We start from the raw sequence: 12,516 nt of genomic DNA on the forward strand, positions 1-12,516 counted from the left end.
GTGAGGACGAGCGTCCGCCTGTCCGACGCTAGGCGTGAGGGTGGGCGTCCTCGTCCGGCCCGAGGAGCGCGACGACGGTCTGCAGGGGGATGAGCGCGGCCTCCGGCCGGCCTGCGTCGACGTCGGCCTGGGCGCGGTCGAGCAGCTGGGCCACTTGTGCCTGCACCTCGGGGGAGCGGCCCGGCCGGGCGGCCAGCTCCCGCAGGCCCTGGACGCGCGTGGGCACGAGGTCGCTCTGGTGGCGGAGGGCGTCGAGGCCGGCCGGGATCGTTCCGACCCGCTCCAGCGCCGCGCGGGTCAGGTCGACGACGGACTCGAGCTCCTCCCGGGCGCGGGCCGGCGCGACGAGCCAGTGGGGTTCGTCCACGGGACCGGAGACGACCGCGCCGCGTCGGCGGTGACCCTCCAGACCCTGGTCGCGCGCGCCCGAGACCGTCTCGGACATCGAGGCGATCAGCGGCGGGTCGAACTCGGCCCCGGCGAAGCCCACCTCCAGCTCTGCCGCCGCGAGGGCGTCGTCGAGGGCGACGGCCAGCGTCCCGTGCTCACGAGCCAGCTCGCGGGCCCGGGCGAGGTCCTCGGCCGCCCGGGTGCGGGCGCGGGCCCGGCGCCACAGGACGAGGGCCACGGTCGCTGCCGCCGCGAGGACCGCGCCGATCCCGAGGGTCCACCACAGGGTGCGCGCGGCACGGTCGGAGGAGGAGAGACGCTGGGAGTCCACCAGCCCGTCGGCCACCGTCGTCACCGCGCGGTCGACGTCACCGGCCGCGAGCGCCTCCCGACCCTGCGACTGCAGCGTCCGGACGCGCCCCTGGTCGAGACGACTGCCCTCGGGGGCGCGGAGCTCCAGCTGCTGCCCGTCGACGGTGACGGCGAGCAGGAGATCCTGGTCGCCGAGCTGGGACAGCCGGGCGGTCTCGGCCATCCAGCTCTGAGGTGACTGCCCGTCGAAGTCGTCGACGACCACCACGAACAGCTGCAGCCCCAGGTCGTCGACCAACCGGTCCTGGGCCGCCTCGATCTCCTCGACGGCACCGGGGGACAACGCGCCGGCCCGGTCGGTCAGCTCCTCGGCCAGCCGCTCCGGGGCAGCGGCCAGCGCCGGGGAGGTGGTCAGCGCCGGTGAGGCGGTCAGCAGCCCACCCAGGAGCGTCGCGGTCCCCGCGAGGACGGCCACGGGTCGGCGAGATCTGCCGCGCATCAGAACCTGCCCCCGCCGGAGCTGGAGGAGCCGCCTCCGCCGCCCCCGCCTCCGCCACCACCGCCGCCGGAGCTGCCCCCGGAGGAGCTGCTGCGGGCCCGCAGGTCGGCCAGGGCCTTGGAGAGCGTGAGATAGGGCGTCATCTCGCGGTTGACGTTGCGCAGCGCGTGCTCGACGCTGGCCGCCTGCTCGACGGGATCGACCTCCATCGTGGGGCCGGCCACGATGAGGCGGTCGGCCTCGTCGAGGACCCCGGCCAGGTGGGCCCGGTCCCGGGTCTCCCACTCCTTGCCCCGCTTGACCTTGTGAGCGTTCTTGACGTAGTCGTCGTGCTGGTGGAGCTCCTCGTAGCCGCGGACGACCAGGTCCTCCAGCTCCTTGAAGTGCGGCTCGATCTCCTCCAGCGCCTCCCGCCCGACGCGCTCGGGGTCGGCCACCTTCGCCAGGAGGGCCTCGGCGTCCCCGAAGTCGCGTTGGGCGGAGCGCCAGGCCACCCCGGCGTCCGCGGCCCTGCCGTTCTCCAGGGAGCTGGTCGCCGAGGTCAGCCCCTTGGCCGAGGCGGAGATGTTGAGGTCGACCATGTCCAGCAGGTGGACCAGGCGCTTGACCAGCCAGGCCGGGTGGGGGCCAGGGGCACGGTGCAGCTCCCGGGTGTCCACGGACTGGGTGCGGAGAGTCTCGACCCGCTCGGAGAGCGCGGTCAGCAGCCCCGGATCCTCGATCAGCTCGCGGGCGGCACGGACTCTGTCGACGGCTGCGGTCAGCGTGTCATGGGCCTCGTTGACCTTGCCCTCGTAGCGGGACAGCCTCTTGCGCCACTTCTTCAGGTCATCCTTCTTGGGGGCGCGGCGGGCGGGCTCGGAGGGCAGGTGCTCCAGCGTGGAGGCGGTGGCACCGATGACGTCGGCGGTCTCCCGGGCCTGGGTCCGGAGCCGGCCCTCTTCCTGCTCGCCCAGGTCGGCGGCCGCGAAGTCGGCCTCGGTCGCGGCGGTGCCGGACAGCTCCTCCAGCGCCACCACCTTGGTCGCGAGCACGCCGCGCCGGCGGATGACGTCGTCCTCCTCCTCGCGCCGGGAGCCGACGGACTTGCGCCAGAAGTAGAGCCAGGGCGCTCCCACGACCCCCAGAACGCCGGCCCAGATCCCGCCGAACAGCCCCCAGGGGAAGGGCTCCGAGTCGTGCCGGTAGCCGTCGGCGACCGCCAGCGCGGCACCGGCCCACCGGTCGTCACGCAGCTCGGGCTCGACCTTGCCGCTGGCAATCTCCGCGGCCCACTCGGTGCTGACCGCGGTGTCCTCGTGATAGCCGTAGACCCGGTCCTCCACGGCCACGGCGAAGACGACCGAGCCGTAGCCCAGGCCGCTGGTCTCGAAGGTCGACCGCGCCCACTGCGGGCCGGTCAACCCGTCGAAGCTGTCCACGAAGACCACGTGCAGGTCGATGTCGCGCTCGGCGTCCAGCGCGTCCAGCGCGGCCCGGATCTCGGACTCCTCGGCGGCGTCCAGCACGTCGCTGGCGTCGGTCAGCCGGCCCTCCAGGTCCCGTGGTGGCTCGGCCACGGCGGCCGGCACCGTCGGTGCCGGCGTCACCCCGCCCGGCACCCCTCCCAGGCCGAGCGTGGCCGCGACGCCCAGCGCCGCCGCATACCTCTTCACCAGATCCACCTGGCTCCCCTTCCTCCCCCGCCGGCCGTCCCCGACCGGCGGTCACGGAGCGGCCGCGCCACCGCGAGGGTGACGCGGCCGCTCCATGCTCGTGCGCGGGCCGCTCAGCCCTGGTTGCCCTTGAGCTGCTGCAGGCGCGCCTCGATCTCGGACTGGTCGCTGCTGTCCTGCAGCTCGGCGAACTGGTCCTCCAGGCTGGTGGCCTGCGCCTCGGCGCGACCGGCGACCATCGCCTCCTGCTTGCGGATGCTGTCCTCCCAGCGGGCCAGGTCGCTGCTGGGGTCCATGACGTCGATGGAGGACATCGCGTCCTGGACCTTCTCCTGCGCCTCGACCGAACGGGCGCGGGCCACGAGCGTGCCGCGACGGGACTTGAGGTCCTCCAGCTTGGTCTTCATCGTGGTCAGGCCGGCCTTGAGCTGCTCGACCGTGGCGTTCTGCTGGGCGATCGTCGGCTCGGCGTTCTTGATGTCGTTCTCGTGCTGGATCTGACGGCCCAGCGCCACGCGGGCCAGGTCGTCGAACTTGAAGGCGCCGTCCGGGTCACCGGCCCCACGCATCTCCTCGGCCTTCTTGGAGGCCGCGGCGGCCTTGCGGCCCCACTCGGCGACGGCGTCGCGGTCGGCCTGCAGGTCGGACTCGGCCATCCGCACGTTGGCGATGGTCTGGGCCACGGCCTCCTCGGCCTCGGCGATGCTGTTGGTGTAGTCCCGGATGAGCTGGTCCAGCATCTTCTCCGGGTCCTCGGCGCGGTCCAGCAGGGCGTTGATGTTAGCCCGGGTGAGCTGGCTGATGCGTCCGAGGATCGTCTGCTTCTGGGTCATGCTCGGTTCCTTTCGGTTCCCCGCCGGGTGGCGGCTGGTCCTGCGATCGGTTGGGTGGGTGGTCGTGCGTCCAGGTGGTCTCGTGGTCCGGTCGGTCTAGGTGGGGTATGAGGTGCCTCTCGCCCGGTCTCGGGTCCGGGGGCGTGGTCAGAAGCGGCCGCCGCTGAAGTTGCCTCCGCCGCCACCGCCGAAGCCGCCGCCGCTGAAGCCACCTCCGCCGCCGAAGCTGCCGCCGAAGCCGCCGCCCCCGCCCCAGCCTCCGGAGTGGTGGTGGCCTCCGCCACGGTTGCCTCCGCCCAGGATCAGGCCGCCGAGGATCACCGACCACGGGTCGATGCCGGCGGAGCGGTTGCCGTAGCCCCGCCCGTAGCCGCCGCCGAAGCCGCCCGAGCCGCCCCAGGAGGACAGGTCGTTCTGGGCCTCGGTGAGGGCCTGCTCGCCGAGCTGCTCGGCGCGGGTGAGTAGACCCATCGCGGCGTTCGGGTCGCTCTGGCTCACGCGCTGCGCCTCGTCGAAGACGCGCAGCGCCTCGGAGATCCGGGTGCGGGCCCCGCTGCTCACGGCACCGCGGCGGGCCGAGATGGTCTCGTTGATGCTACGCAGGCGGGCGCCGACACGGGAGACGCGCTGGGTGAAGTTCTCGCGCATCTTGGTCAGGTGGGCCTCGGCGTCGCGCATCGGCTGCAGGAGGGTGTCGAGGTCGTGCTCGGCCGCGTCCAGCTCCGCCAGCGCCTTAAGGGGGTCACCGGAGGTGCGGGCGGCCTGGGCCTCCTCGACCGCCTTGCGGGCGCGGTCGGCGGCCTGGGCGATGACCGGCTCACGGGGAGCCAGCCGCGTCACGTCCTGCAGGTCGCTGGTGATCGAGGCGACCCGCTTGGACAGCTCCTCGGCGGAGTTGGCCAGGTCGGCGTCCGCGCGGGAGATCTGGTCCATCAGCGTGGCGGCCTGGCCCATCGCCTCCTCGGCGGCTCGGGCGGCGGCCACGGCCGAGGCCCGGTCGTCCCGCTCCAGGGACTGGTTGCCGGCCCGGATGAAGCCGTCGGCGGAGTCGAGCAGGTTGCCCGCCTGGGCGTGGTGCTCGCGGACCGTGACCAGAGCCTCGGCGGGGTGGCGGGCCTGGAGGCCGCGCAGCTCCTGCTCGGCGACGGGGAGGCGCTCCCGGGTCTCCGCCAGGCGGGTGCCGAGCTCCTTGAGGAACTGCGGCGCCCGGTCCTGCAGGGAGCGCAGGGTCGCGAACTCCTGGGTGTGCTGGTCCAGGGTGCGGCGGGAGGACCCGGTCAGCTCGATGATGCGGGCGAGCATGCTGCGCTCGACGTCCTCAGGCTCCTTCTGGTCGTCGTCCAGCTGCTGGCGCAGGGAGAAGGCCTCCTTGGCCGAGGCCTTGGCCTGCTCCAGGACGCCCCGGAACTGCTCGGTCCGCTGCGTGCCGAACTGGGCCTCCGCGAAGGCCAGCTCCTCCTCCGCGGAGCGCACGGCGTTGTCCATCCCGACCAGCGCCTCGGCGGCCTGGCGCTGGAGGTCCTGCAGGCCGACGCGCTGGGCCGAGGCGGGCACGGTGGCCCCGCCCGAGGGGCGGCGCTTGCGGCGGGACATCGCGTTGATCAGGCCGCTGCCGGCGAACAGGACGACCGGCGCGGCGAAGAACAGGACGGGCAGCCCCATACCGAAGCCGTCGTTGCTGTCCTGGTAGACCGGCCCGTTGTCGGGGCGGTAGCCGCCGCCCGGCCCCAGGGCGCCCCCGGAGCCGTCGGAGACGGAAGCGTGCTCGCGCGCGAAGCCATCGACCGCTCCGGTGATGGCGCCGGCCCAGTCGTCCTGGCCGAGCGCGGGCTCGATGTCCTCGCCCTGCACGTTGCGCAGCTGGTCCATGCTCAACGTCTCGCCGACGTCGCCCACGCCGTAGAAGCGGTCCTCGACCGCCACGGCCAGCAACAGGTCACCGTGGCCCATCCCGGACTCCTGGGCGGTGAGCTCGGCCCAGGTCTCGCCGTTGACGCCGGCACCGGAGGCGTCCTCGAAGGTGTCGACGTAGGCGACGAAGAGCTGCAGCCCCGTCTCCTCGCGCAGCTGCTCGATCTGCTGGACCGCCTCCTGCTCCTCGGCGTCGGAGAGCACGTCGGCGGCGTCGTAGACGGGCCCGGACAGGTTGAGCGGCTCCTCGGCCGACGCCGGCGCAGCGACCAGCAACGGGGCGGCGGCGACGGCCGCGACGAGGGCGGCGGCCGGTCCCCACGGACGTCGGACGGTGCGGGCACTGGTGGTCATCACGTCTGCGATCCTCCCTGAACGATCTCCCGCGCGTCCACCGGAGCGGCGCGTGGGCCCGGCCCACAGCATGGCACGCGTCACCCACCAGACGTCCAGCACGTCCCTGCGGTTCCCCGCCTGCAGCTCCCTGGCGCGTCCCCTCCCGTGCGCGCACTTCCCCCTGCGTCCGCGCGGGAGGGGAAGGTCGGTCCCGCGCCGTAGACTCAGGTGTTCACCGCGCACGTCCGTCCCTGGCCGAGGAATCCCATGCACCTGACCCCCGTCGTCGATCTGTTCTGCGCCGACGCCGCCGCCGAGCGCGTGCTGCAGGCCGCAGCCGCCGGCGAGCCGGCCGTCGAGGTCTCGCTGACGTCCGGGGCGCACGCCACCATGGTCGCGGCCCTGGCCCGCTCCTCCGAGGAGCCACTGCTGGTCGTCACGGCCACCGGCCGCGAGGCCGACGACCTCGTGCTCCAGCTCGGGGCCCTCCTGCCAGGGGAGGGCGCCGAGGTCGCCGGCTTCCCCAGCTGGGAGACCCTGCCGCACGAGTGCCTCAGCCCACGCTCCGACACCGTCGGCCGGCGTCTGGCCACGCTGCGTCGGCTCGCCCACCCCGACCCCCAGGATCCCTCGGTGGGGCCGGTCAAGGTCGTCGTCTCCTCCGTCCGCGCCCTCCTGCAGCCGATTGCCAAGGGGCTGGGCGAGCTGCGGCCGGTGCGTCTGCGCGCGGGGGAGGACCACGCCCCGGCCGAGGTGGTCGAGGCCCTGGTCGCGGCCGCCTACACCCGCACGGACATGGTCGAGCGCCGTGGCGAGTTCGCGGTCCGCGGCGGCATCCTCGACGTCTTCCCGCCCACCGAGGAACACCCGGTGCGCGTCGAGTTCTGGGGCGACACCGTGGAGGAGGTGCGGTGGTTCAAGGTGGCCGACCAGCGGTCCCTGGAGATCGCCGAGCACGGCCTGCACGCCCCGCCCTGCCGCGAGGTGCTCCTCACCGACGAGGTCCGCGAGCGGGCCCGTGAGCTCGTCGGCAGCCTGCCCGGGGCCGCGGAGATGCTCGGCAAGATCGCCGAGGGCATCGCGGTGGAGGGTATGGAGTCGCTCACCCCGGTGCTCGTCGACGGCATGGAGACCCTCGTCGACGTGCTGCCCTCCGGGTCGAGGGTGGTCGTGCTGGACCCGGAGCGGGTGCGCACGCGGGCCCACGACCTCGTCGCGACGTCCGAGGAGTTCCTCCAGGCCAGCTGGGCCGCGGCGGCCACCGCCGACGGCGCCGCGCCGATCGACCTGCAGAACGCCCTCGGCACCGCCTCCTCGTGGTCGCTGGCGCAGATGCGCACCCACACGCTGGGCAGCGGCCGGCCGTGGTGGGCCCTGACCCCGTTCCTGGCCGACGAGGAGCTCGTCGCGGCGGCCGCCGAGGCGGCCGGTGCCGAGGGTGGCGGGACCGGCGGGACCGCCCAGACCGACGGGACCGAAGGCGCAGGTGAGGTCGACGCGGTCGAGAGCTACGTCATACCCTCCGCCCCCATCGAGGCCTACCGCAGCGACCGGGAGGCGATCGTCCGCGACCTGCGGGCCTGGACCGCCGACGGCCGGCGCGTGGTCGTCAGCCCCGACGGGCCAGGCATGGCCCGCCGCGTGGCCGAGATCCTGGGCGAGAACGACATACCCCATCGGTTGAGCAGCCCGCTCACCCACGCCGGTGACGTGACCGCCGAGGTCGTCACGGTGACCACCGGGGTCGTGGGGCACGGCTTCATGCTGACCGGCAGCGGCCTGGTCGTCGTCGGCGAGACGGACCTGACCGGCCAGCACACCAGCGGCGGATCGACGCGGGACATGCGCAAGATGCCCTCCCGGCGACGCCAGCAGGTCGACCCGCTCGCGCTGCGGCCAGGCGACTATGTCGTGCACGAGCAGCACGGGGTCGGCCGGTTCGTGGAGATGGCGCAGCGTCAGGTGCAGGGGGCGACGCGGGAGTATGTCGTGCTGGAGTACGCCTCGTCCAAGCCACGTGGGCACGGGGTGGCCGATCGTCTGTACCTGCCGACCGACCAGCTCGACCAGCTGACCAAGTACGTCGGCGGCGAGGCGCCCACCCTCAACCGGCTCGGCGGCTCGGACTGGCAGAAGACCAAGAGTCGCGCCCGCAAGCACGTCAAGCAGATCGCGGCCGAGCTGATCCGGCTCTACTCGGCCCGGATGGCCACGACCGGGCACACCTTCGGGCCCGACACCCCCTGGCAGCGCGAGCTCGAGGACGCCTTCGCCTTCGTCGAGACCCCCGACCAGCTCTCGACGATCGAGGAGGTCAAGGAGGACATGGAGAAGTCGGTCCCGATGGACCGGCTGATCTGCGGCGACGTGGGCTACGGCAAGACCGAGATCGCGGTGCGCGCGGCCTTCAAGGCGATCCAGGACGGCAAGCAGGTGGCGGTGCTGGTGCCCACGACGCTGCTGGTGCAGCAGCACTTCCAGACCTTCTCCGAGCGCTATGCGCAGTTCCCCGTCACCGTGCGGGCCTTGTCGCGCTTCCAGAGCGACAAGGAGGCGAAGGAGACGATCGCGGGGCTGGCCGACGGGTCGGTGGACATGGTGATCGGCACGCACCGGATCCTCGGCTCGAGCGTGCGCTTCAAGGACCTGGGGCTGGTCGTCATCGACGAGGAGCAGCGCTTCGGCGTCGAGCACAAGGAGCAGCTCAAGGCGCTGCGCACCAACGTCGACGTGCTCGCCATGTCCGCCACGCCGATCCCGCGGACCCTGGAGATGGCGGTCACCGGCATCCGGGAGATGTCGACGCTGGCGACGCCGCCGGAGGAGCGCCACCCGGTGCTGACCTTCGTCGGGGGTTATGACGAGAAGCAGATCGCCGCCGCGATCCGGCGCGAGCTGCTCCGCGAGGGGCAGGTCTTCTACGTCCACAACAAGGTCGGCTCGATCGAGAAGGCCGCCTCGCGGATCCGTGAGCTGGTGCCGGAGGCGCGGGTGGAGACGGCCCACGGCCAGATGGGGGAGCACCGTCTGGAGCAGGTCGTCGTGGACTTCTGGGAGCGGCGCTTCGACGTGCTGGTGTGCACGACGATCGTCGAGACGGGCCTCGACATCTCCAACGCCAACACCCTCATCGTCGAGCGGGCCGACCAGCTCGGCCTCTCGCAGCTGCACCAGCTGCGCGGGCGGGTCGGGCGTGGTCGCGAGCGTGCCTACTCCTACTTCCTCTACCCGCCGGAGAAGCCGTTGACCGAGACGGCCGTGGACCGGTTGCAGACGATCGCGGCCAACACCGACCTGGGCGCCGGCATGGCGGTGGCGATGAAGGACCTGGAGATCCGCGGCGCGGGCAACCTGCTGGGCGGGGAGCAGTCCGGGCACATCGAGGGCGTCGGCTTCGACCTCTACGTCCGGATGGTCGGTGAGGCCGTCGCGTCCTTCAAGGGCGAGGACGAGGCGCCGCCGGCGGAGGTCAAGATCGAGCTGCCCGTCGACGCCCACCTGCCGCACGACTACGTGCCGGGGGAGCGGCTGCGGCTGGAGGCCTACCGCAAGCTGGCGCAGGTCGCCGACGAGGAGGAGCTGGCCGCCATCCGCGAGGAGCTGGTCGACCGCTATGGCGAGCCGCCGCTGCCGGTGGAGACGCTGCTGGAGGTCGCGCGCCTGCGCACGGTGGCGCGAGCCGCCGGCATCTCCGACATCGGCGTGCAGGGGCAGATGATCCGGTTCGCGCCGGTGGAAGACCTGCGGGAGAGCCAGCAGATGCGGCTGACCCGTCTCTACAAGGGCACGATCGTCAAACCCGCGCTGCGCCAGATCCTCGTGCCGGTGCCCAAGACCGCCGCCATCGGTGGGAAGCCGTTGCGCGACAAGGAGATTCTCGACTGGGCGTCCCAGCTCGTCCGCGCCGTCCTGCTCGACGACATCGCCGCCGCAGCCGCTCGCCAGTCCTGACCCACGCACCACCCTCCCACCACCCCTACCGACCGGGCGCGGCCTGTGGTTGCTCCAGACCCGCACCGGGCGCGTCCCGTGGTTGCTCCCACCCGCACCGGGCGCGGCCTGTGGTTGCTCCCACCCCCACCGGGCGCGCCGTGTGGTTGCTCCCACCCCCACCGGGCGCGCCGTGTGGTTGCTCCCACCCCCACCGGGCGCGTCCCGTGGTTGCTCATGGGGCGACTGAACGCACCATGTGGTTGATCCGGACGCCCAAGCCTGGTGGTGCGGCCACGGCGTCGTCGGTCCGGCAGGCCTGGGCTGCGCGGCCGGATCGTGTCATGCGGTTCTGGTGCTCTGACGCAACTTCCGCAGGACCAGAGACGCAGGACAGCCACGTGCGGGCACCGAGTCCCTCCGGTGACGTCGTGGATCGGCAGGGGCCACCTATGGGTATGGGGCTCTCGCTCCCCTCGATGCTCGATCACCTCACAACCACAGGCCGCGCTCGGTGGCTCCTGGAACAACCAGAGCACGCGCCCGGTGCGGGTGGGAGCAACCACGGGACGCGCCCGGTGGGGGTGGGAGCAACCACAGGACGCTCTCGGTGGGAGGGGGAGGGCGTGAGATCGTGTGGCCCATGACGAACTCTCTGAGCACCGCACTCCTGGACCCGGCCACGCGGCCGCAGGTCGTCGACGCCCTCGTCCAGCTCGCCGAGACCGAGGTCGCGGCGAAGAAGGGCCTGAGCGGCACCGTGGTCAAGACGGCCTTCGCCGGCGCGAAGAAGGCGGGCGAGGGCATCCTGCGCAAGGCCGCCAACGCCCTCCTGCCCGGGGTCGCCCGCGCTCTCGACCCGCACTACGACGCGGCCGCCGGCCAGCCCTTCGGCGCCTACCTGTCCGCACCGGCGCGCTCCGGCCAGGTCGCCGACGAGCTGCTGGCCGTCGCCGACGCCAAGGCGGCCTCGGTGCAGGGCAACCCGCTGGGCAAGGTCTACGGCACCGTCCGCAAGGGCGCCAAGGGCCACGTCGAGGCGGCCCTGCCCGCGCTCGGCTCGACCCTGGAGCGCTTCGTCCGCTGAGAGGGACGCGTGCGATGATGACCCCTGTGAAGCCGCGTCTGATCACCGCCCTGACCCTGTCGGCAGCCCTCGTCCTCACGGGCTGCGCCGGAGCCGGCACCACCTCGGGGGTGTCCGTCAACGGGACCGACTACTCCGCCGCCGAGGTGCAGGAGGCGACCGCCCAGCTGTCCGAGGCGACGCAGCAGCAGTTCCAGCCCCAGCAGGTGATCGCCTCGCTGGCCCAGCTGCCCGTCCTGGACGAGCTCTTCGCCGGCACCGACTTCCAGCTCACGGAGGCCACGGTCCAGCAGACCCTGGCCCAGACCGGGGTCACCGACGCCGGCCGCGGCACGCTCGACGCCGCCCGCGCCGTCCTCTACCAGAACGTCATGCGCGACCCCGCCGCCGGCCAGGACCCCAAGGTGCTGGAGCGCGCACCGGGCCTCCAGCAGGACCTGGCCGAGGTCCAGGTCGAGGTCAACCCGCGCTACGGCGCCTGGGACGTCAACTCCGGCGTCACCCCCGTCGCCCCGTCGTGGATCAGCTCGTCCGAGGGCTGAGCCTGCTCCTGAGCAGCCCCAGGGTCGCCCCGGGGCTGCTCAGCGCCGCCGCCTGGGACGCCCTCCGGCAGGCCGACGCCGTCCTCGCGGCCGACCCCGCCGCGCCCCAGGCCGCCGCGATCGAGGCGGCCGGCATCCCCGTCACGTCCCCGCCGCCCGAGGCGCTCGCCTCCCCGCAGTCCCTGGCCGCGCACCTGCTCGAGCAGGTCGGCACCGACCGCAGCGTGGTCTGGGTCGGCTCCCCGGACGGCGACCCCGGCCTCGCCGAGGCCCTCGCCGTGACCCTGCCCGAGGACGACCCGCCCGCCCTCGAGCTGCTCGTCGGCTCCTGGGACACCCCCGGCTCCCGGCTCCTGGACGCGGTGGCCGTCATGGACCGCCTCCGCTCGCCCGGCGGCTGCCCCTGGGACGCGCGCCAGACCCACGCGAGCCTGACGCCCTATCTCATCGAGGAGGCCCACGAGGCAGCCGAGGTCCTCGAGCAGCTCGACGGTCCTGACGCCGACCGCGACGCCGCCGCCGATGAGCTCGGCGACGTGCTCCTCCAGGTCCTCTTCCACGCGCGGGTCGCCGCCGACCACGACGAGGACCCCTTCGACATCGATGACGTCGCCGCCACCCTCGTGGCCAAGCTCGTGCGCCGCCACCCGCACGTCTTCGCCGACGTCACCGCCGAGACCCCGGAGGCCGTCGAGGCCAACTGGGACCAGATCAAGGCTGCAGAGCGCGAGCGCTCGGGCGCGTCACGCACCGGGGTGCTCGACGGCATTCCTGCGGGTATGCCGCCACTCGCCCGCGCGGTCAAGGTCGCCTCCCGCCTGCGGCGGGCGGGGCACGCCGAGTGGGCCCGCGACTGGCTCTCGGCCCGCGAGGACGGGGGCGACCCCGGAGCGCTCCTCCTGAGCCTCGCACTGGACCTGCGCGACGGTGACCTGGACCCCTCGGCCGCGCTGCGGCATACCCTCAGGTCCCTGGAGCAGGACGCCGCCGACGAGCTCGGGTGAGGGGCCGATAGGCTCGG

8 protein-coding genes are annotated in these 12,516 nt (G+C 73.3%); 4 read left to right on the plus strand and 4 right to left on the minus strand.

The window, feature by feature from the left end; translation table 11 throughout:
* Positions 1–28: 28 nt before the first annotated feature.
* The 4 genes from ACTMMA_RS00145 to ACTMMA_RS00160 form a co-directional block, all read right to left on the minus strand.
* Positions 29–1,201 (minus strand): TPM domain-containing protein, encoded by a 1,173-nt coding sequence (locus tag ACTMMA_RS00145; protein WP_441188070.1) that lies wholly within the window; start codon positions 1,199–1,201, stop codon positions 29–31.
* Positions 1,201–2,865, minus strand: coding sequence for a TPM domain-containing protein (locus ACTMMA_RS00150; protein WP_441188071.1), 1,665 nt, complete (start codon positions 2,863–2,865; stop codon positions 1,201–1,203). The genes ACTMMA_RS00145 and ACTMMA_RS00150 overlap by 1 nt, the downstream gene beginning before the upstream one ends.
* Before the next feature lie 104 nt (positions 2,866–2,969).
* Positions 2,970–3,689 carry a PspA/IM30 family protein gene (locus ACTMMA_RS00155; protein WP_441188072.1) on the minus strand — a complete coding sequence of 240 codons (720 nt, stop codon included), beginning with the start codon at positions 3,687–3,689 and terminating at the stop codon, positions 2,970–2,972.
* A 147-nt stretch (positions 3,690–3,836) separates the two neighbouring features.
* Positions 3,837–5,954, minus strand: coding sequence for a TPM domain-containing protein (locus tag ACTMMA_RS00160; RefSeq protein WP_441188073.1), 2,118 nt, complete (start codon positions 5,952–5,954; stop codon positions 3,837–3,839).
* 249 nt (positions 5,955–6,203) lie between these two features.
* Between ACTMMA_RS00160 and mfd the strand changes: the two genes are divergently transcribed.
* The 4 genes from mfd to ACTMMA_RS00180 all read left to right on the plus strand — a co-directional run bounded on the left by mfd (position 6,204) and on the right by ACTMMA_RS00180 (position 12,499).
* Positions 6,204–9,887, plus strand: a complete 3,684-nt coding sequence (mfd, locus tag ACTMMA_RS00165) for a transcription-repair coupling factor (RefSeq protein WP_441188074.1) — start codon at positions 6,204–6,206, stop codon at positions 9,885–9,887.
* Positions 9,888–10,509: 622 nt separating this feature from the next.
* Positions 10,510–10,953 (plus strand): DUF6918 family protein, encoded by a 444-nt coding sequence (locus tag ACTMMA_RS00170; protein WP_441188075.1) that lies wholly within the window; start codon positions 10,510–10,512, stop codon positions 10,951–10,953.
* Positions 10,954–10,979: 26 nt separating this feature from the next.
* Entirely contained in the window at positions 10,980–11,495 is a 516-nt protein-coding gene (locus ACTMMA_RS00175; RefSeq protein WP_441188076.1) for a hypothetical protein, read from the plus strand.
* Positions 11,471–12,499, plus strand: coding sequence for a MazG family protein (locus ACTMMA_RS00180; RefSeq protein WP_441188077.1), 1,029 nt, complete (start codon positions 11,471–11,473; stop codon positions 12,497–12,499). The genes ACTMMA_RS00175 and ACTMMA_RS00180 overlap by 25 nt, the downstream gene beginning before the upstream one ends.
* Positions 12,500–12,516 lie beyond the last annotated feature (17 nt).

The sequence above is a fragment of the Ornithinimicrobium panacihumi genome (assembly GCF_052073805.1).
Lineage (GTDB): Bacteria > Actinomycetota > Actinomycetes > Actinomycetales > Dermatophilaceae > Ornithinicoccus > Ornithinicoccus panacihumi.

Coding starts and splice junctions, on each gene's coding strand:
- ACTMMA_RS00145 (WP_441188070.1), bottom strand. CDS start 1,201: ATGCGCGGCAGATCTCGCCGACCCGTGGCCGTCCTCGCGGGGACCGCG.
- ACTMMA_RS00155 (WP_441188072.1), bottom strand. CDS start 3,689: ATGACCCAGAAGCAGACGATCCTCGGACGCATCAGCCAGCTCACCCGG.
- ACTMMA_RS00160 (WP_441188073.1), bottom strand. CDS start 5,954: ATGACCACCAGTGCCCGCACCGTCCGACGTCCGTGGGGACCGGCCGCC.
- mfd (WP_441188074.1), top strand. CDS start 6,204: ATGCACCTGACCCCCGTCGTCGATCTGTTCTGCGCCGACGCCGCCGCC.
- ACTMMA_RS00170 (WP_441188075.1), top strand. CDS start 10,510: ATGACGAACTCTCTGAGCACCGCACTCCTGGACCCGGCCACGCGGCCG.